Origin of the sequence: Thioalkalivibrio sp. K90mix (assembly GCF_000025545.1) — a bacterium.
Lineage (GTDB): Bacteria > Pseudomonadota > Gammaproteobacteria > Ectothiorhodospirales > Ectothiorhodospiraceae > Thioalkalivibrio.
On sequence record NC_013889.1, the window covers coordinates 404,690 to 422,500 of the forward strand.

A 17,811-nucleotide genomic window follows, 5' to 3' on the forward strand; every position below is an offset into this window, starting at 1 on the left:
GTGGAGTTCATCCCACCCCCAGCAACTGGGCGATCGTGCGAAACTCGGAAAGTCGATCCGGTCGCGCCCTCAGGAACACGGGCGTCGGGCCTTGGCCGCCGGCCGCGATCAGGGTCTCCACCAGGGCGCGCCAACCCATCGGGTCCAGATCCGTCTCCGGTTCGATCTGCCACAGGCCGGTGCCGTCTTGGCCCGGATACCACAGGGCCTCGCGGGTGCCCGGCAGTTGGTGAACCTCGGCGGGTCCGGCCCGCAAGGCGGTTTTCACGTGGCCACCCTTGAGTGCCGCCTCCACGGCGGCGGCATCCTCGGCACCCATGACACCGAGGGCCACACCCTGCAGCGTGCCGCCCAGCTCGTTCTCGATTCGGGCCAGGGCAGCCACACCCGCCTCCGGCGGAAGACCCCCGGGCCAATCCAGTGTCAGCTGCAGCTTGGCGGGGACCGCCTCGGCCCAGGGCCCGAACGGGCCTTCAACCGATGCCGCCCAGGCAGTGGCGGGCAGCAACAGACGGCTGTGATAGTGGGTGTAGTACTCCAGCTGCCAGTCGGCCGGGAGGTCGTCCGGGAAAAAGGTCTCCCACCAGGGGTCACCGGGGCCCGCGACCCCGGCAGCCTGAAGCTCCAGCGCTTGTTGATCCTTCGACATCCGCGTTTCCCTCGTTCAACTGGAGTCTGACGGGTTTGCTTGTATCCCCAACGCGCGCGCGGCACAGTTGGCGCCATGCGCTTCGACCTCTTTCATGAACTCTCGGTCCCGGATTTTCTGCAGACCTCCGAAACCGAGGTGATCGACCGGACCCTGGCCCTGTGGGAGCGGGCCGATCGTCTCGGCTACGGCACCGCCTGGCTGGTGGAACACCATCTGATGCCGGAATTCTCCCACAGCACCGCCCCGGATCTGGTCCTGGCCGCGGCCAGCCAGCGTACTGAACGCCTGCGTCTGGGCCTCGGCGTGGTCCCGCTTCCGTACCACCACCCGCTACGCGTGGCGCAACGCGTCGGCATGCTCGACCAGCTCTCCGGCGGGCGCCTGGACCTGGGTATCGGGCGCGGCTTTTCGCCGCGCGAATATGCCACATTCGGCGCCGAGATGAGCGAATCGCGTGCGCGGGTCGATGCCGGGCTGGATGCGCTGCGCCAGGCCTTTGCCACCGGCCGCATCACCCAGGACGGCCCGTTCCATCACCTGGACGACGTGCCCGTGATGCCGCGCCCGGTACAGGACCCGCACCCGCCGATCTGGACCGCCGCGGTCAGCCCGGAGTCCTTCACCTGGGCGGCCGAGCAGGGCATCGGGGCGCTGGCCGGGCCCTTCAAACCCTGGCAGATGATCCGCGAGGACATCCGTTTGTACCACGAGTCCTGGGACGCCTCGCGCACCGATATCGCCCACCCGCCGCGCGTCGGGATGACCCTCGGGGTGCTGTGTCTTCCGGACGGCAAGCGTGCCCGGCGCGAGGCCAAGCCGGCGTTTGAGTGGTTCTACCGCCACATGTTCCAGCAGACCCTGCCGGTGCTGGAGCGCCTGATCGAGGGCTACGACTACTACCGCTCGCTCGGCCGCTTCCGCCACCTGGTCAAGGCCGGGATCAACCTCAAGATCCTCGACATGCTGGGCATGACGCTGGTCGGCACGCCCGCCGAGTGTCGCGAACGCATCGAGGGGCTGCGCGAGGCGGGGGTCGACCAGGTCCTGCTGGCCTTTGGCGCCGGGGCCGTGCCCCACGAACTCGCCCTGGAGTCCATGGACTGCTTTGCCGAGGAGGTCATGCCGGCCTTTGCCGAGCGCGCCCCGGGCGCCACCGGCACGGCTGGATAGCCGCCCATGCGGGTCGCCGTGACCGGCGCCGCCGGGCGCCTCGGGCAGGTGCTCATTCCGGCTCTGGCCGCCGCCGAGGGGATCCAGGCGGTCACCGCAATTGACCGCCGCCCGGTAGTTGCCGCCGCGCGCACGACCCCCTTGCAATCCGATCTCGCGGATCTCGGTGCGGAACACCTGGCCGGGCATGACAGCCTGATCCACCTCGCCTTTCAGTTGATGGGCGGGCAGGGCGGGCGCCGGCGCCGCGACCGCGACTGGGTGCGTGCGCAGAATGTCGAGCTGAGCCGCCACGTCTTTCAGGCAGCCGCCGCGGCCGGTGTGCGCCAGATCGTCTTTCTCTCCAGTGCCGCGGTCTATGGTCCGTGGCCGGATTCGCCGCGCCCGCTGACCGAGCGCAGCCCGGCGCGGCCGCGCTTTCCGTACGCCGAGGACAAGGTCGCCACCGAGCAGGCCCTGCTGGCGGTCGCCGCGCAGTATCCCGCTGTGACGACCTGCATCCTCCGGCCCCCGGCCGTCGTGGGGCCGCATGCCCATCCGCTGCTGCGACAGGTCGCCCGCAGCCGGGCTTATCCGGCCGGGGCCGAGGTGCCGGTGCAGATCCTGTGGGAGGAGGATGCGGCGGACGCCGTGGCGCGAGCAGTCGCGCGCCAGGCGGAGGGCATCTTCAACCTCGGGGCCGAGCCCGTCTGGTCCCTGCGCCGGATGGCGCTGCACGGACGCCGCTGGGGTATCCCGGTGCCTCAGGGCATGATCCGCGCGCTGCACCCGCTGGCCTGGCGGCTCACCCGCCATGCCGGCGATCCCGGATGGGTCCAGGGCCTCGACGGCGCCCTCCAGATGGACTGCTCGCGCGCCCGCGAGCACCTCGGCTGGACACCCCGGGTCTCCACCTCCGAGTGCCTGGAGCGCCTGCGCCGGTAGCTCCGTCGTTCTCAGGCTAGGCCTGGTTTGTCGCCGGTGTTTACGTGCCTTCGGTCCGCATACTGCCGAGCGCTGTCTCGGCAGCGCACCCCGCCCGTTGTTGATCAAAAACGGGCTTCTTTGTTCGTGCAAAGAAGTAACCAAGAAACACGCCCGGGCGAAATCCGGGTGCCCTTCTTTGGGTGCTTTCTTGGGCAAGCAAGAAAGTACCTCGCGGCGCGCTGGCGAGTCAGCGCACGGCAGGCGGCCGGACGAAGCCACCGTAAACACCCAACGACGAACCGGGACCAGCCAGAACAAGGCAGGCGGCGGCCCGGAGTCACCGCAAAAGCCAGATGACGGCTCCGGCTAGGGCAAGTGCTAGCGGATGAGCATCAGGATGCCGGCGAGGATCAGCACGCCGGCGAAGCCGCGGCGGAGGACGCCCACCGGCAGGTGATGGGTCAGCCAGACGCCCGCGCGTACGCTGATGGCCGTTCCGATCACGACGCCGAGGATGGCCGGGAGGTAGAGATAGCCGAGGGCCCATTCCGGCGCCTGGTAGGCCGGATCGGTCCACTGTGGCAGGGCGAACACCAGGCTCGCGCCGATGGCGATCGGCACGCCAAGGGCCGCCGCCGAGCCGATCGCCCGGCGCAGCTCCAGGCCCTGGCTGACCAGGAACGGGGTGGTCAGCGTGCCGCCGCCGATGCCGATCAGCGAGGAGACCGCCCCGATCACGGTGCCGCCGCCCAGCCAGACGCTGCGCCTCGGCACGGGCGCTTTCGGCGGCTGAACGTTCAGCAGCATCCAGATCCCGATCGCGACCTCGAAGGCGCCGAAGATGCGCCCCAGGTGGTCGGAGTCGATACGCGTGGCCAGCCAGGCCCCGAGCAGGGCCCCGAAGATGATCCCCGGCAGCAGCCGGCGCACGGCCGTGCCGTCCACCCCGCCCCGGCGGTGATGGGCGCGGGCCGAGAGGATCGCGGTGGGGATGATCGCGCCCAGCGAGGAGCCGACCGCGAGCTGCACCAGGCTGGCCGCGTCGAAGGCCAGCAGGCTGAAGATCGCGACGAACACCGGCACCAGGATCAACCCGCCGCCGATGCCGAACATGCCGGCCGGGATGCCGGCGACCAGGCCCAGGAGCACGAACAGCAGCCCCAGGCCTAGGGGAGCACTGATCAATGTACACACTCGCGTTGGTACCCCAGGTTTTCCGAGACAAGGCGCGTCGCGCAGTGGGTAGTGGTTCTACCCGCAAGCGGCGCAACGCAGGATCGGGGAACCTGGGGTACCAACCCCAAGGGGCTCGGCCGCCCGTTGTTATCAAAAACGGGCGCGCGCACGGCGTTGCGGCTCCCTTGTGCAGAGTGACTGCACGGCAGTCGCCGTGCCTTGTTCGCACGGAAAAGCGACTCGAGCGCGAGTGTGTACATTGATCAGTGCTCCCCTAGCGGCGACTGGGTCAGGGTCTCGAGCATCCGTTGGTCGCGAGGGTCGGCGTGTCAGGGAAGGTCCGGGCCGGCGGGCATGGAACGGGCCGGCCCGGCGAATCGGGGCAGGCGCTCAGAGCGCCTTGAAGCACTTGCGGGCGGCTTCGATGGTGGCGTCGAGGTCCGCGTCGGAGTGGGCGTTGGACATGAAGCCGGCCTCGAAGGCGCTGGGGGCCAGATAGATGCCCTCGCCCAGCATCGCGTGGAAGAAGCGGCCGAAGGCGGCGGTGTCGCAGGCGGTGGCGCCGGCGAAGTCGGTGACCTTCTGGTCCGAGAAGAACAGGCCGAACATGCCCGGCACCTGGTTGGTGGTCAGGGCGACCCCGGCCTCGCGCGCGGCGTCCTCGAAGCCCGCGACGACCTTCTTGGTGCGCTGCTCCAGTTCGTCGTGGAAGCCCGGACGGGACAGGATTTCCAGGGTCTTGAGCCCGGCGGTCATCGCGATCGGGTTTCCGGACAGGGTGCCGGCCTGGTAGACCGGGCCCAGCGGCGAGAGGTGTTCCATGATGGCGCGCTTGCCACCGAAGGCCCCCACCGGCATGCCGCCGCCGATGATCTTGCCCAGCGTGGTCAGGTCCGGGGTCACGCCGAGATAGCCCTGGGCGCAGTTCTTCGACACGCGGAAGCCGGTCATTACTTCGTCGAAGATCAGTACCGCGCCGTGCTGGTCGCAAACCTCGCGTAGCGTCTCGAGGAAGCCCGGTTCCGGCGGGATGCAGTTCATGTTGCCGGCGATGGGCTCGACGATGATGCAGGCGACCTCGTCACCCTTCTCGGCGAAGAAGGCGCGCACGCCATCGGGGTCGTTGTAGGTCAGGGTGCTGGTCAGGGCGGCCAGTTCCTTGGGTACGCCCGGGGAGCTCGGCTGGCCGAGGGTCAGGGCGCCGGAGCCGGCCTTCACCAGCAGCGAGTCGCCATGGCCATGGTAGTTGCCCTCGAACTTCACGATGCGGTCGCGCCCGGTGTAGCCGCGCGCCAGGCGGATCGCGCTCATGGTCGCCTCGGAGCCCGAGTTGGTCATGCGCACCAGGTCCATCGACGGCACCAGTTCGCAGACCTTCGCGGCCATGTCGTTTTCCAGCCGGGTCGGGCAGCCGAACGACAGGCCGTTGTTGCAGGCCTCGCGCACCGCGTCGATCACCTCGGGGTGGGCGTGTCCGGCGACCATCGGGCCCCAGGAGCCGATGTAGTCGATGTAGCGCTGGCCGTCGGCGTCCCACATGTAGGCACCGTTGGCGCGGTCCATGAAGATCGGGGTGCCGCCTACGCCCTTGAACGCGCGGACCGGGGAGTTCACGCCCCCGGGGATGTGCTGCTTGGCGGCCTCGAACAGACGCTCGGTTTCCTGCATGACGGTGTCCCTGTAGTTCAATGGAATCGGTAGGCCCGGCAACCATAGCGGCGGCCGCCGGGCGGTGCAAAGGGAAACGCTGGTTGATCGGCGTTTCCCTGCGGCACATGGAAGTACCGCCGGAATCGACCTCGGCAGGTGGTTGATTCCGAGGCAAGCTGCAAACCGCGTTTGCAGCGCAGCGTGCGCTGAGAAAGCCAGGATGGCTTTATTCAGCGCCTGTTTAAGTAGGGGTCAGTCGAACAGTGCGCTGATGCGCCGGGCGGCGGCCTCCGGGTCGGGGGCGGCGCTGATGCCCTGGATCACGGCGACCAGATCCGCCCCGGCCGCGACCACCTCGGCGGCGTTGTCCGGGGTGATGCCGCCGATACCACAGATCGGCAGGTCCAGGGCCGCGCGCGCCCGACGGACCAGCGCCGGTCCGGCAAAGGCGGCCTCCGGCTTGGTCGGGGAGGCGAACATGGTGCCGAAGGCGACATAGCTCGCGCCGGCCCGGGCGGCGGCCTCGGCGCGCGCCAGTTCGTTGTAGCAGGAGACCCCGATGACCGCGTCGGGTCCCAGGAGCGCGCGCGCCGCGGCCGGGTCCGGGTCGTCGCGGCCCAGGTGCACGCCGTCGGCCTGGATGCGCGCGGCCAGCTCGGTGTCGTCGTTGATGATGCAGCGCGCCCCGTGCGTGTGGGCGAGGGCGACCAGCTCGCGAGCGATCGCCTCGCGCGCGTCTCCTTGCAACTCCTTGTCGCGGAACTGGATCAGGCTGGCGCCGCCGCGCAGCGCGGCCTCGGCATGGGCGAGATGGGTGGCGCGCGGGTCCACGCCCTCCGGCACCGCGGGGGTGATGAAGTAGAGCCCGCGCAGGGGCGCTCGGCTGTCAGTCGTCATGTGGGCACAGGCGGTTGGGGATGTGCTGGCCGCGGCCGGGGGCATAGCCGCGGGCGATCGCATCGTTCATGAAGGCCTGGGCCTCGATTACGGCCGGTTCGATGTCACGGCCGCGGGCAAGGAAGGCGGCGATCGCCGCTGCCAGGGTGCAGCCGGAGCCGTGGAAGCCGGCCGGGTGGCGCGGCAGCTCGAACGGGCGCACGTGGTCGTCCTCGCGGTAGAGGCGATTGATGATCGGGTCCTGTTCGGTGCCCTCGTGCCCTCCGGTGACCAGCACGTTGCGCGCGCCCAGCTGGCGCAGCTGGTGGCCCCACTGCGCGGGGTCCTCGCTGCGGGCCAGGCGCGCGGCCTCGGGTCCGTTCGGGGTGATCAGCGTGGCCCGCGGCAGCAGGGCCTCGCGCGTGGCGTCGACGACCGCCTCGGTCGCCAGCGCCCCGCCGCCGCCGGCGACCATCACCGGGTCCAGTACCACCGGGATGTGCGGGTGCGCGCCCAGCAGCGCGGAGATAACGGTCACATTCTCCACCGAGCCGAGCATGCTGATCTTGATCGCCGCCACCTCGAGATCGGCCAGGGTGACCTCGATCTGGGCGCGCAGCTGCTCCGGCGGGAGTACGGTGAAGTCCACTACGTTGCGGGTGTCCTGCACGGTAATCGCGGTGACGGCCGTGGCCCCGTGCACGCCGAGGCGGGTGAAGGTGGTCAGGTCGGCCTGCAGACCGGCACCGCCGCCGGGGTCGGAGCCGGCAATGGTCAGCGCGATCGGGGGATGATTCATGAATGGGGGCTCCCGTGCTAAGGTTGCGCGCGCCCCGGCACCCCCGGGGCGTTCCTGTTCCGAATCCCGGGAGTGTACGCAGCATGAGCCACGAGTTCGAAGTCGAGTCCATCCGTCCCCTGGTCGCCGCCGCCAAGGCCGGCGGTACGCTGAATGCGGAGGTCGACCAGGCCCTGGCCGCGCTGGAGCAGGAGATCAACCATATCGCTGCCGAGCTGCAGGTGGAGCACGTGGGCCCCGGGGTGGGCATGGCGGACATGAATGCCGAGCATGTCTATCGCCTGGTGATCCGCCAGCACGAGATCGACGTGACGCGGCACGAGTGGAGTCTCTGGGTCTGCGACGCGCTGGACAATTGCGACTTCCGCGCGACCTGGCCGGTCACCGGCGCCGGGCGTCTGCGGCGCAAGCAGGTGACGGCCGTGGTGCCGGAGCTCGTGACGGGCTACCGCGATGCGGTCGTGGCCGCCGGCAAGGGGGATACCCCGGCCGGTCAGCGGCTGGAGCAGATGGCCGGTCTGTTCAGCTGACCGAGCCTTCGGGCTCGCGCAGCGAGATCACCGGCCAGCCACGCTCCCGGGCGTGCGCGGCCAGGGTCGGGTCGGGATCCACGGCCACCGGGCGGCCGACCTGCTCCAGCAGCGGGATGTCGTTGCGCGAGTCGCTGTAGAAGCTGGCCTGCGTGATGGTGCCCTCGGGGTCCGGGTGATCCGCGAGGTACTGGCGCAGGCGCTCGATCTTGCCTTCCTGGAAGCAGGGCACGCCCGTCAGTTCACCGGTGAACTCCCCGTCCTCGCGCTCTTCCGCGAGGGTGGCGATCAGGTGATCCACGTCGAGGATCTCCGCGATCGGCTGGGTTACGAACTGGTTGGTCGCGGTGATGATCACCAGCTCGTCACCGGCCTCCCGGTGCCGGGCCAGCAGATGCTGGGCGCCCGGAGCGATCATCGGCCGGATCAGCGTCTCGATGAACTGCTCCCGCCATTGTTCCAGTTGCGCGCGCGGGTGCTCGGCCAGCGGGCTGAACGCGAAGCGGCAGAACTCGTGGATGTCGAGGGTCCCTGCGACATACTCCTGATAGAAGCGGTCATTGGTCTCGGCGTGACAGGTCGGGTGCACGGCACCCACCTCGGCCAGGAACTGGTTCCAGGCGTGATCGCTGTCGCCGGCGAGCAGGGTATTGTCGAGGTCGAACAGGGCCAGGTTCATGGATCGCTCCGCGGATTAGGGGTCGCGCTGGGAAGACGGCGGGAGTTTACCGGGGCATGACTCCGCACGCAGCCATGCCTCGGAAAACCTGGGGTACCAACGCGAGTGTGTACATTCATCAGCGTTTCCCAAGGTCTTTGCCGCGGGGGCTCGGGCTGTGGAACAATGCAATCAGTGAAGAAAGCGTCTGGTTGATGCAAGTGATTGATTGTGAGGGGTATAGAGCCAACGTAGGCATCATCCTGTGCAATCGGGAGCGCCAGCTGTTCTGGGGCAAACGCGTGGGCCAGGATGCCTGGCAGTTTCCCCAGGGCGGTATCCGCGCGGAAGAGACGCCGGAGCAGGCGATGTACCGTGAGCTGCGCGAGGAGACGGGCCTGCTGCCCGAGCATGTCGAGGTGCTCGGCAATACCCAGCACTGGCTGCGCTACCGCCTGCCGGAGCGCATGGTGCGGCGACACCGTCGCCCAGTCTGCATCGGCCAGAAACAGCGCTGGTTCCTGTTACGGATGATGGGCAACGAGACCGACGTGATCCTGGATGCGATGGGTACCCCCGAATTCGACGACTGGCGCTGGATCGACTACTGGCGTCCGGCACGCGAGGTCGTGCATTTCAAGCGTCAGGTCTATCGCCGTGCGCTGTGCGAGCTGGTGCCGCTGATGTTCCCGGAACTGGAAGCCCGGCGCCCGCGCAATGCCCACGGACGCGATGCCAGTGATCAGGCCCCGTCACAGGTCTCCCCGGTGTCTCCACGTTGACGAACCCGAATCCCCCCTCGATGCTGGAGGTCCTGCGCCGCGTGGTGCAGGAGGTGAATGGCGCTGCCGATTTCTTCGAAGCGCTGCACATCATCGTGACCCGCGTGAAGGCCGCGCTGGATATCGATGTCTGCTCGATCTACCTGAAGTCGCCGCAGTCGGGGCGCCTGGTGCTGATGGCATCGGAGGGTCTGCGTGAGGAATCCATCGGACATGTCGAGATGGACCCCTCTGAGGGTCTGGTGGGTCTGGTCGCCTCGCGCGCCGAGCCGGTCAACCTGGACAGTGCCCAGGATCACCCGCGCTTTCGTTACTTCCCGGAGACCGGCGAGGAGCACTTCCTGGCCTTTCTCGGGGTGCCGATCATCCACCAGCGCAACCTGCTGGGAGTGCTGGTCGTGCAGCAGCACCAGGCGCGCAAGTTCGATGACGAGCACGTCTCATTTCTGATTACCCTGGCCGCGCAGCTGGCCGGCGCGATCGCCTACGCGGAATTCAACGACGAGATCTCCTCCGAGACCCCGCTGATCGGTCACGTCAATGTCGAGGCGACCGGCATCGCCGGGTCGCCCGGGGTCGCGATCGGCCGGGCGGTGGTCGCCTATCGGCTGGCGGATCTCGACTCCATCCCGGATCGCGAGGGGGTTGGGGTTGACGAGGAACTCGAGCGTTTTGCCAAGGCGGTGGCCGAGACGCGCACCGAGATCGAGGATCTCAAGCAGCGCATGGGCGAGGCCCTCGGCGCGGACGAGCAGGTGCTGTTCGACGCCTATCTGATGCTGCTGGGTTCGGACTCGCTGGTCCACAAGACCGAGGCGCGGATTCGCAACGGCCAGTGGGCCCCGTCCGCCCTGCGCGACACCGTGCGCGAGAGCGTGCGCGTGTTCGACGACATGGAGGACCCGTACCTGCGCGAACGCGCGGCCGACGTGCGGGACCTGGGCCGGCGGGTGCTGTCGCACCTGCTCCCGGCCGAGCGCAGCCAGGAGGAATTCCCGGACGGTGGCATCCTGGTCGGTGATGATCTGACCGCATCGCACCTGGCCGAGGTGCCGATCGAACGCCTGGGGGCGATGGTCTCGGCCAAGGGTACGGGTTCCTCGCACATCGCGATCCTGGCGCGGGCGCTCAACATCCCGGCGGTGATGGGGGTCTCGGAGCTGCCGGTGGGCCGCCTGGAGAACCGCGAGATCCTGGTCGATGGTTATCGTGGCCGGTTGTTCGTGAACCCCAATGCGGAGTTGCGCACCGAGTTTGAGCGCCTGGTGCGCGAGGAGCGCGAGCTGGCCGAGGATCTGCGCGCCCTGGCCAAGGACCCGGCGGCTACCCGCGACGGTGTGGCGGTCCCGGTGCTGGCCAACTCCGGGCTGCTGGCCGATATCAAGCCGTCGCTGGAATCCGGGGCCGAGGGCGTGGGGCTTTATCGCACCGAGGTCCCGTTCATGATCCGCGACCGCTTCCCCGGGGAGGAGGAGCAGGTCCAGCTCTACGAGCAGGTGCTGGCGTCGTTCGACCCGATGCCGGTCACCCTGCGCACGCTGGATATCGGCGGCGACAAGGCGCTGCCGTATTTTCCGGTCAAGGAGGACAACCCGTTCCTGGGCTGGCGTGGCATCCGCATCTCGCTGGACCACCCGGAGATCTTCCTGACCCAGCTGCGCGCGATGCTCAAGGCCAGCTGTGCGCACGACAACCTGCAGATCCTGTTCCCGATGATCTCGGCGCTGGACGAGCTGAAGGGGGCGATGACACTGCTCAACCGCGCCCGCGAGGAGTTGCTGGACGAGGGGTTCATGATCCCGATGCCCAAGGTCGGGGTCATGATCGAGGTCCCGGCGGCGGTTTATCTGGCGGAGACGCTGGCACGGCGGGTGGACTTCCTGTCCGTGGGTACCAATGACCTGGTGCAGTACCTGTTGGCGGTGGATCGCAACAACGCGCGCGTCGCCAATCTTTACGACACCCTGCATCCGGCCTGCATCCGGGCGCTGGAGCTCATCACCGACGGGGCGCACCGGGCGGGCAAGCCGGTCAGTGTCTGCGGCGAGATGGCGGCCGACCCGGCCGCGGTGATCCTGCTGCTGGGCATGGGGATCGACAGCCTCAGCGTCAGCGTGTCCGCGATCCCGCGAGTGAAATGGGTGATCCGCAGCTTCTCCACGGATCGCGCCGAGGCGCTGCTGGCCCAGTGCCGCATGCTGGAGAACGCGGAGCAGATTCGCTCGCTGCTGAACAATGCCCTGGTGCAGGCCGGTCTCGGCGGACTGGTGCGCGCGGGCAAGAACTGATTCGATTGCGTCAGGCGGCCTCGCGCCGGCGCTTCCACCAGCCGATCAGTGCGGCCAGCACAAAGATGGCCAGCACGACCCCGATCGCGATCAGCGCATCCTCGATGGAACGGTTGATCACCAGTACCACCACCCCGACCAGGATCGGCACCGGAAACTCGTTGAACCAGCGAAACCAGGTGTGTTCGCGACGGTTCAGATCATCCCGGAAGTCGCGCACGATCCAGCCGCACCAGATGTGGTAAATCACCAGCAGCGCCACCAGCGTCAGCTTGAAGTGCATCCAGGGCTCGTCCAGATACCCCGGAATCAGGGCCAGCATGGCCCCGCCAAATGCGATGGTCAGCACCCCGCCGGGGGTCATGATCCCGTAGAACAGCTTGCGCTCCATGATCTTGAAGCGCTCGTGACCCAGGGCGTCGTCGGTCATCGCGTGATAGACGAACAGCCTTGGCAGATAGAACAGCCCGGCGAACCAGGTGACCATGAAGATCACGTGCAGGCTGACCAACCAGTTGTAGGCTTCCATGCGCGGGCTCTCCTTTCAGATGTCGGGTGGCGTGCCGCTCGCGTACGAGAGGCCGGGTTCGTTCAGGACAGCCAGCGCTGCAGGTGACGTTCGATCTGTTCGAAATCCGGGTCGCCCAGCTTCTGGTAGACGATGCGGCCGCCGGGCGAGATCACGAAGGTGGTCGGGGTCAGGCGAACCCCGCCGAAGGCCTGTGACATGCCGTCTTCGCTGTCGTGGATCACCTTGTACGGCATCTCGCGGTCCTCGCGCATCGACTCCACGCGGTTGATCGGGTCGTAGGAGACGGCGACCGCCAGCAGCTCGAAGCCTTTCTCGGCATAGGTCTCGTGCAGGTGGATCAGCTTCGGGATCTCGCGCACGCAGGACGGGCAGTTGGTGGCCCAGAAGGAGATCATCACCGGGCGCCCCTCGTAGTCCGACAACGAGACCTCCTCGCCATCGAGGGTTGTGGCGGTAAAGTCGGGCGCCGGGCGCATGCCGTCATCGGTCAGCCAGATCGCCAGGGCAACCCCGATCAGGGCCAGGATGAAGATGCCGCCAATGATGGCCTTGCGGTCGATACGAAAGCTGCTCATGGATACAGGGGTTCCCGTTGGGTTCGAATTATTCGCCGGTTTCGACTGGCCTGAGTGGGCCTTCGTTCCGTGCCATGTGGTAAGCCGGTATCATGCCGCAGCATGACAGCAACAACCAATAGCAAACCTATCCGCATCGGGGTTGTCGGTGCGACCGGGTACACCGGCGTGGAGTTGCTGCGCCTGCTGGCCCGGCACCCTTCGGCGGAACTGGCGGTGGTGACCTCGCGCGGCGAGGCGGGGACCGCGGTCGCCGATCTGTTCCCCAGTCTGCGCGGGGCCGTGGACGCGGTCTTTCGCGAGCCGGACCCGGACGTGCTGGGCGAGTGCGATGTGGTGTTCTTTGCCACCCCGCATGGTGTGGCGCATGCAATGGCCGGCGCGTTGCTGGAGCGCGGGGTGCGGGTCATCGACCTCTCGGCCGATTTCCGTATACGCGACCCGGAGCTGTGGGCACGCTGGTATGGGCAGGCGCACGGGGCCCCGGAGTACCTGGACGAGGCCGTGTACGGCCTGCCGGAGATCCATCGCGAGCGCATCCGGTCGGCGCGGCTGATCGCGGTCCCCGGCTGCTATCCGACGGCGGTGACCCTTGGCGTCCTGCCGCTGCTGGAACAGGGCCTGATCGACCCGGCCGATGTAATCGCCGACGCCAAAAGTGGTGTCAGCGGCGCCGGACGCAAGGCCCAGATCGGCGGCCTTTTCGCCGAGGTGCAGGAGAACTTCCGTGCCTACGCGGCCGGCGGGCACCGGCACTGGCCGGAGATTCACCAGACCCTGAGCGGCGTGGCCGGCGGCGAGGTCGGGCTGATCTTCCAGCCGCATCTGGTGCCGATGACACGCGGCATCCATGCAACTCTCTATCTGCGGCCGCGACGGGCCGAGACCGACTGGCAGGCCTGCTTCGAGCAACGCTACGCCGACGAGCCGTTCGTCGACGTCCTGCCGCCCGGCTCGCATCCCGAGACGGCCAGTGTGCGGGGCACCAACCGCTGCCGGATCGCGGTGGCGCAGCCCCCGCACTCCGATCGACTGGTGGTGCTGTCGGTGATCGACAACCTGGTCAAGGGGGCGGCCGGGCAGGCCGTGCAGAACATGAACCTCATGTTCGGCTGCCCGGAGGACGAGGGGTTGCGCGAGCTGGCGGTCTTCCCCTAACTCGGTTGCTTCATGTCCAGGCTCCCGACACCGGTGCCACGGCGCCGTCCCCGGATCCCGCCGCCACGGCCGGTGCGGCAGCGTCGGCGGCGCTGGGGGCTGGGCGTATTGTTGCTGGCGCCTTTTCTGCTGGTGGTCGGGATCGGTGGTTGGCTGTGGATGCATTGGCCGGACGAGGGCGTGATTGACCCCCAGGTACGCATTGATGCCCTGACGGACGAACTGCAGCGCGAGGTCGAGGCGCGCCAGCAGGCAGAGGCCGAGCAGCAGCGTGCGCTGCGGCGGCTGTCGCTGCTGGAGACCGAGGTCGATGCCTATCGCGACGATGTCGAGCGCCAGGAGACCGAACTCGCACGGTTGCGCGACGAAGTGGCGTTCTACGAGCGACTGGCGGAAAACAATGATGACTCGAGTCTGGGTTTGCGTGACCTGGCGCTGCAGGCGACAGGCCAGTCCGGGGTCTGGGATGTCGTGTTTCAGATCGACCGGCCGGGCCTGAACCGGTCGCTGGATGTGCGCTGGTCGGTAGAGATTACCGGGCGTTTCGAGGGGGACGACGAGGATACAACCCTCGATCACGATGACCTGGGCGTGGAGCAGGAACGTACAATCGAGGGTTTCCGGTTGCTGCGCAACGTGCGCGTGCGGGTCGTATTGCCGGAGGGTTTCACCCCGGAAGCGGTAGCCGTTAGGGTGGAGCCCGATGAAGACGATGGCCCCGACGCAGTCATGAAGCGCGGAGAGTGGGGCCGCATGGCGGGAGAAGGGGCATGATCGGACGCAAGAAGGGGCGCGGCAGCAAACGGACGCGCCGGGTCGACACCATGATTGGGGAGAACGCCGTGGTGCGCGGCGAGCTGGAGTTCAGCGGGGGCTTGTATGTCGAGGGCCGCGTGGTCGGCAGTATCCGTGCGCCAAGCGATCCCTCCGCCGTGCTGATGGTTGCCCCCCAGGGCGTCGTCGAAGGGCAGGTGATGGTGCCGCACCTGGTCGTGAACGGCGAAGTGCGCGGTGATATGCATATGAGCGAGTACGTCGAACTCGGCGCGACCGCACGGCTGCACGGTCATCTGTACTACAAGAGTCTGCAGATCACCGAGGGCGCGAGTATCGACGGCCAGCTCGAGCGCATGGAAGAGCCGCTGCAGGGCGAACTCGAGGAGCCTCCCGTGGAGGAAAGCGAACCGCAGACCGCGGTTTCCTGAGGGCAGCGTCTTCCTGTTCTTCCCGGGGTGCCCAGCATCATTCGTGGGGTATTCTTGACGCTGACGGTCAGTATTCCGTAGCGTGAATGAAAATGATTCTTACAGGAGGCACCCAATGTCCGAAGCCATGACGTCCAATACCGAGGCAGAAATGGACATGGAGATCCCGAACCCGCTGATCTTCACCGATGCCGCTGCGAGCAAGGTGAAGGGGCTGATCGAGGAGGAGAACAACGAGAACCTCAAACTGAGGGTTTTCGTTAGTGGTGGTGGCTGCTCCGGCTTCCAGTACGGGTTCACCTTCGACGAGACGGTTGGCGACGGCGATACCGTGGTCGAGAACGGCGGGGTGACTCTCTTGATCGATCCGATGAGCTTCCAGTATCTCGTGGGTGCCGAGATTGACTACACCGAGGGCCTGGAAGGCGCGCAGTTCGTGATTCGCAATCCGAACGCGACGACTACCTGCGGTTGTGGGTCCAGCTTCTCGGTCTGACATCCAGGGCTGTTATCGCATTGTCAGGGCCCGGCCGTTTCGGTCGGGCTTTTTTGTGCGTGTCTTTATGTGGATTCAGGTGCGCGTCCGGGGATCCGGCAGCCGAGGATGCGTGGCCCACGGGCACCTGTGACCTCCGGCAGATTGCCGGCCTCTTGTTGCAGGTGGCGATACGCCAGCCAGGCAAAGGCGGCGCCCTCCACCTGCTGAGGGGGTATCCCGTGGCGTTCGGAGGTCTCGACGGTGCTGCCGGCCAGCTGGCTTTGCAGCCGTTCCATCAGGTAGCCGTTGTGGGCGCCTCCGCCACAGACGATGACCCGATCGGGTGCGGTTGTGCGCAGGGATTCGAGCGTCAGCCGCACGCCCTCCACCGTAAGTTCGACCAGGGTGGCCTGAACGTCCTCTGTGTTCAGGCGATCGATCCGTTCGCCACCAACCTGGCGCAGCCAGTGGGGCGAGAAATGCTCGGGCCCCGTGCTCTTGGGGGCGGGGCGCTGAAAGTACGGGTCCGCTAGGAGTTGTTCGAGCAGTGACCGGTCGACGTGTCCCGTGCGCGCCCAGGAGCCATCGGCATCATAGGGCTGGCCCAGGTGCCGCCGGGCCCAGCCGTCCAGCAGGGTGTTGGCAGGTCCGCTGTCGCATCCGCGTACCGGCTGGCCCGGCTCCAGCCAGGTCAGATTGGCGATCCCCCCGAGGTTCAGGATCGCGCGTGTCTCGGACGCGTGGCCCAGCCAGGCGGCATGGAACGCGCAGGCCAGCGGAGCCCCCTCGCCACCCGCCGCGAGGTCGCGTTGGCGAAAGTGCGCGATTACGTCGATGCCGGTGGCTTCGGCGATTCGAAATGGGTCGCCAATCTGCCAGGTGAACGCGGGGTCGGCGCCGGGCGCATGGTGGACCGTTTGCCCGTGTGAGCCGATGGCCAGGATGTCCTGGGCCTTCAGGCCGGTGGATCCCAGCAGTTGCTGGACGGCGCGCGACAGGAACAGCCCAACCCGGGCGTCCAGTGTGCCCAGGTGCTCGAAGCGCAGTGCCTCGGCGGTCGCGGCGGCTGCGAGATCCTCCTCCAGCGCATCCGGGTATGGCAGGTGGCAATGCCCCGCGGTATGCAGCGAGCCGTCTCCTTCAATCTCGACCAGGACGGCGTCCACGCCGTCCCGGCTGGTGCCGGACATCAATCCAATTAACCGCTGGGTCATTCGCGTGTGTCCCTTGTCGGTGGCGTAGCCATCTCGCTTCGTTGCGGGGCGCACGGTATCCTTGCGCCCTTTGCGCGCGCCCTTCGGGTGCTCGTTATTTACGAACGCAAGCATTCTAGAGCGGAACGGTATCGGTCGCAGGCCCGGCTTCCCGGTGTCCGGTTCGCCAAAGGCGAGAGAGATGATGGAACTGGATGATCAGCTGGCGGTGTTTCGCCGTGGGGCGGACGAAATCCTGCTGGAAGAGGATCTGCGCGAACGTCTGAAAGAGGGGCGACCGCTGCGGATCAAGGCGGGTTTCGATCCCACGGCCCCCGATCTGCATCTCGGGCACACCGTACTCATCAACAAGCTGCGCCAGTTGCAGGACCTTGGGCACCACATTATTTTCCTGATCGGCGATTTCACCGGGCGGATCGGCGATCCGTCGGGCAAGAATGCTACGCGTCCGCCGCTCTCCTCCGAGGACATCGAGCGCAACGCCGCGACCTATCGAGATCAGGTCTTTCGCATCCTGGACCCGGACCGCACCGAGGTGGCCTTTAACTCGACCTGGATGGAGCCGCTGGGGGCGGCGGGCATGGTCCAGCTGGCCTCCCGCCACACGGTGGCCCGGATGCTCGAGCGCGACGACTTTCACAAGCGCTACCGCGATCATCAGCCGATCGCCATCCACGAGTTTCTGTACCCGTTGATCCAGGGCTATGACTCGGTTGCGCTCAAGGCCGACGTCGAGCTTGGCGGGACCGATCAGAAGTTCAACCTCCTGGTTGGGCGCGAACTGCAGAAGCAGGAGGGCATGCCCCCCCAGGTCATTCTGACCATGCCCATTCTCGAGGGCCTGGATGGTGTGCAGAAGATGAGCAAGTCGCTCGGCAATTACATTGCCGTACAAGATGCTCCGGACGATATGTTTGGCAAGTTGATGTCGATCTCGGACGAGCTCATGTGGCGTTACTACGAATTGCTCAGCCTGCGCCCCATGGGCGAGGTGCGCGCCGCCCGCCGTGCCGCCGAGGCGGGCGAGCGCAACCCGCGCGACATCAAGTTCGAGCTCGGCCGCGAGCTGGTGGATCGCTTCCATGGACCCGGCAGGGGCGAGCAGGCCCAGGCCGCGTTCGTGGAGCGATTCCAGAAACACGCACTGCCCGAAGAGCTTCCC

Annotated in this window: 19 protein-coding genes (1 of these 19 running past the window's edge); 10 read left to right on the forward strand and 9 right to left on the reverse strand. The window is 67.4% G+C overall.

Annotated features, from left to right (window positions below):
- Positions 1 to 7: 7 nt before the first annotated feature.
- On the reverse strand, positions 8 to 649 hold the full coding sequence (locus TK90_RS01890; RefSeq protein WP_012981800.1) for a hypothetical protein: 642 nt from the start codon (positions 647 to 649) through the stop codon (positions 8 to 10).
- A gap of 75 nt (positions 650 to 724) precedes the next feature.
- On the opposite strand from TK90_RS01890, the gene TK90_RS01895 reads away from it, so the two are divergent.
- Together TK90_RS01895 and TK90_RS01900 are read left to right on the forward strand one after the other, a co-directional pair.
- Positions 725 to 1,822: an LLM class flavin-dependent oxidoreductase gene (locus TK90_RS01895; protein ID WP_012981801.1), complete on the forward strand. Its 1,098-nt coding sequence runs from the start codon at positions 725 to 727 to the stop codon at positions 1,820 to 1,822.
- A gap of 6 nt (positions 1,823 to 1,828) precedes the next feature.
- A complete protein-coding gene (locus tag TK90_RS01900; protein ID WP_012981802.1) occupies positions 1,829 to 2,746 on the forward strand; it encodes an NAD-dependent epimerase/dehydratase family protein in 918 nt (305 codons plus the stop codon).
- A gap of 360 nt (positions 2,747 to 3,106) precedes the next feature.
- On the opposite strand, the gene TK90_RS01905 is transcribed toward TK90_RS01900, so the two are convergent.
- The 4 genes from TK90_RS01905 to thiD form a co-directional block, all read right to left on the reverse strand.
- Entirely contained in the window at positions 3,107 to 3,922 is an 816-nt protein-coding gene (locus TK90_RS01905; RefSeq protein WP_038060038.1) for a sulfite exporter TauE/SafE family protein, read from the reverse strand.
- 372 nt (positions 3,923 to 4,294) lie between these two features.
- Positions 4,295 to 5,572, reverse strand: a complete 1,278-nt coding sequence (gene hemL, locus TK90_RS01910) for a glutamate-1-semialdehyde 2,1-aminomutase (RefSeq protein ID WP_012981804.1) — start codon at positions 5,570 to 5,572, stop codon at positions 4,295 to 4,297.
- A gap of 234 nt (positions 5,573 to 5,806) precedes the next feature.
- Positions 5,807 to 6,451, reverse strand: coding sequence for a thiamine phosphate synthase (gene thiE / locus TK90_RS01915; protein WP_012981805.1), 645 nt, complete (start codon positions 6,449 to 6,451; stop codon positions 5,807 to 5,809).
- Positions 6,441 to 7,229 (reverse strand): bifunctional hydroxymethylpyrimidine kinase/phosphomethylpyrimidine kinase, encoded by a 789-nt coding sequence (gene thiD / locus TK90_RS01920; protein WP_012981806.1) that lies wholly within the window; start codon positions 7,227 to 7,229, stop codon positions 6,441 to 6,443. Before thiD ends, thiE begins: the two co-directional genes overlap by 11 nt.
- A gap of 83 nt (positions 7,230 to 7,312) precedes the next feature.
- On the opposite strand from thiD, the gene TK90_RS01925 reads away from it, so the two are divergent.
- Positions 7,313 to 7,759 carry a hypothetical protein gene (locus TK90_RS01925; protein ID WP_012981807.1) on the forward strand — a complete coding sequence of 149 codons (447 nt, stop codon included), beginning with the start codon at positions 7,313 to 7,315 and terminating at the stop codon, positions 7,757 to 7,759.
- On the opposite strand, the gene TK90_RS01930 is transcribed toward TK90_RS01925, so the two are convergent.
- Positions 7,752 to 8,438 carry an HAD family phosphatase gene (locus TK90_RS01930; RefSeq protein ID WP_012981808.1) on the reverse strand — a complete coding sequence of 229 codons (687 nt, stop codon included), beginning with the start codon at positions 8,436 to 8,438 and terminating at the stop codon, positions 7,752 to 7,754. The two genes, TK90_RS01925 and TK90_RS01930, sit on opposite strands and share 8 nt — an antisense overlap.
- 194 nt (positions 8,439 to 8,632) lie before the next feature.
- On the opposite strand from TK90_RS01930, the gene TK90_RS01935 reads away from it, so the two are divergent.
- Together TK90_RS01935 and ptsP are read left to right on the forward strand one after the other, a co-directional pair.
- Positions 8,633 to 9,199 carry an RNA pyrophosphohydrolase gene (locus tag TK90_RS01935; protein ID WP_012981809.1) on the forward strand — a complete coding sequence of 189 codons (567 nt, stop codon included), beginning with the start codon at positions 8,633 to 8,635 and terminating at the stop codon, positions 9,197 to 9,199.
- A gap of 20 nt (positions 9,200 to 9,219) precedes the next feature.
- On the forward strand, positions 9,220 to 11,487 hold the full coding sequence (gene ptsP, locus TK90_RS01940) for a phosphoenolpyruvate--protein phosphotransferase (RefSeq protein ID WP_012981810.1): 2,268 nt from the start codon (positions 9,220 to 9,222) through the stop codon (positions 11,485 to 11,487).
- A gap of 10 nt (positions 11,488 to 11,497) precedes the next feature.
- Here ptsP and TK90_RS01945 read toward each other — a convergent pair whose 3' ends face one another.
- Positions 11,498 to 12,016, reverse strand: a complete 519-nt coding sequence (locus tag TK90_RS01945; protein WP_012981811.1) for a CopD family protein — start codon at positions 12,014 to 12,016, stop codon at positions 11,498 to 11,500.
- A gap of 62 nt (positions 12,017 to 12,078) precedes the next feature.
- Complete coding sequence (locus TK90_RS01950; protein WP_012981812.1) at positions 12,079 to 12,594, reverse strand: peroxiredoxin; 516 nt, start codon at positions 12,592 to 12,594, stop codon at positions 12,079 to 12,081.
- Positions 12,595 to 12,696: 102 nt separating this feature from the next.
- On the opposite strand from TK90_RS01950, the gene argC reads away from it, so the two are divergent.
- The 4 genes from argC (at position 12,697) to erpA (ending at position 15,453) form a co-directional block, all read left to right on the forward strand.
- Complete coding sequence (gene argC, locus TK90_RS01955) at positions 12,697 to 13,752, forward strand: N-acetyl-gamma-glutamyl-phosphate reductase (RefSeq protein ID WP_012981813.1); 1,056 nt, start codon at positions 12,697 to 12,699, stop codon at positions 13,750 to 13,752.
- Positions 13,753 to 13,764: 12 nt separating this feature from the next.
- A complete protein-coding gene (locus TK90_RS01960) occupies positions 13,765 to 14,526 on the forward strand; it encodes a DUF6776 family protein (RefSeq protein WP_049772219.1) in 762 nt (253 codons plus the stop codon).
- Complete coding sequence (locus TK90_RS01965; RefSeq protein WP_012981815.1) at positions 14,523 to 14,957, forward strand: polymer-forming cytoskeletal protein; 435 nt, start codon at positions 14,523 to 14,525, stop codon at positions 14,955 to 14,957. The genes TK90_RS01960 and TK90_RS01965 overlap by 4 nt, the downstream gene beginning before the upstream one ends.
- A 115-nt stretch (positions 14,958 to 15,072) precedes the next feature.
- Positions 15,073 to 15,453: an iron-sulfur cluster insertion protein ErpA gene (erpA, locus tag TK90_RS01970; RefSeq protein ID WP_012981816.1), complete on the forward strand. Its 381-nt coding sequence runs from the start codon at positions 15,073 to 15,075 to the stop codon at positions 15,451 to 15,453.
- A 65-nt stretch (positions 15,454 to 15,518) separates the two neighbouring features.
- On the opposite strand, the gene TK90_RS01975 is transcribed toward erpA, so the two are convergent.
- A complete protein-coding gene (locus TK90_RS01975; protein ID WP_012981817.1) occupies positions 15,519 to 16,649 on the reverse strand; it encodes an anhydro-N-acetylmuramic acid kinase in 1,131 nt (376 codons plus the stop codon).
- A 181-nt stretch (positions 16,650 to 16,830) separates the two neighbouring features.
- Here TK90_RS01975 and tyrS point away from each other — a divergent pair, with 181 nt between their 5' ends.
- Positions 16,831 to 17,811, forward strand: the 5' portion of a protein-coding gene (tyrS, locus tag TK90_RS01980; protein WP_083767885.1) for a tyrosine--tRNA ligase. Its footprint extends 228 nt past the window's final position; only the first 981 of its 1,209 coding nucleotides appear in the window; the start codon lies at positions 16,831 to 16,833; its stop codon lies off the right edge, out of view.

Coding starts and splice junctions, on each gene's coding strand:
- TK90_RS01890 (WP_012981800.1), bottom strand. CDS start 649: ATGTCGAAGGATCAACAAGCGCTGGAGCTTCAGGCTGCCGGGGTCGCG.
- TK90_RS01895 (WP_012981801.1), top strand. CDS start 725: ATGCGCTTCGACCTCTTTCATGAACTCTCGGTCCCGGATTTTCTGCAG.
- TK90_RS01900 (WP_012981802.1), top strand. CDS start 1,829: ATGCGGGTCGCCGTGACCGGCGCCGCCGGGCGCCTCGGGCAGGTGCTC.
- hemL (WP_012981804.1), bottom strand. CDS start 5,572: ATGCAGGAAACCGAGCGTCTGTTCGAGGCCGCCAAGCAGCACATCCCC.
- thiE (WP_012981805.1), bottom strand. CDS start 6,451: ATGACGACTGACAGCCGAGCGCCCCTGCGCGGGCTCTACTTCATCACC.
- thiD (WP_012981806.1), bottom strand. CDS start 7,229: ATGAATCATCCCCCGATCGCGCTGACCATTGCCGGCTCCGACCCCGGC.
- TK90_RS01925 (WP_012981807.1), top strand. CDS start 7,313: ATGAGCCACGAGTTCGAAGTCGAGTCCATCCGTCCCCTGGTCGCCGCC.
- TK90_RS01930 (WP_012981808.1), bottom strand. CDS start 8,438: ATGAACCTGGCCCTGTTCGACCTCGACAATACCCTGCTCGCCGGCGAC.
- TK90_RS01935 (WP_012981809.1), top strand. CDS start 8,633: ATGCAAGTGATTGATTGTGAGGGGTATAGAGCCAACGTAGGCATCATC.
- ptsP (WP_012981810.1), top strand. CDS start 9,220: ATGCTGGAGGTCCTGCGCCGCGTGGTGCAGGAGGTGAATGGCGCTGCC.
- TK90_RS01945 (WP_012981811.1), bottom strand. CDS start 12,016: ATGGAAGCCTACAACTGGTTGGTCAGCCTGCACGTGATCTTCATGGTC.
- TK90_RS01950 (WP_012981812.1), bottom strand. CDS start 12,594: ATGAGCAGCTTTCGTATCGACCGCAAGGCCATCATTGGCGGCATCTTC.
- argC (WP_012981813.1), top strand. CDS start 12,697: ATGACAGCAACAACCAATAGCAAACCTATCCGCATCGGGGTTGTCGGT.
- TK90_RS01960 (WP_049772219.1), top strand. CDS start 13,765: ATGTCCAGGCTCCCGACACCGGTGCCACGGCGCCGTCCCCGGATCCCG.
- TK90_RS01965 (WP_012981815.1), top strand. CDS start 14,523: ATGATCGGACGCAAGAAGGGGCGCGGCAGCAAACGGACGCGCCGGGTC.
- erpA (WP_012981816.1), top strand. CDS start 15,073: ATGTCCGAAGCCATGACGTCCAATACCGAGGCAGAAATGGACATGGAG.
- TK90_RS01975 (WP_012981817.1), bottom strand. CDS start 16,649: ATGACCCAGCGGTTAATTGGATTGATGTCCGGCACCAGCCGGGACGGC.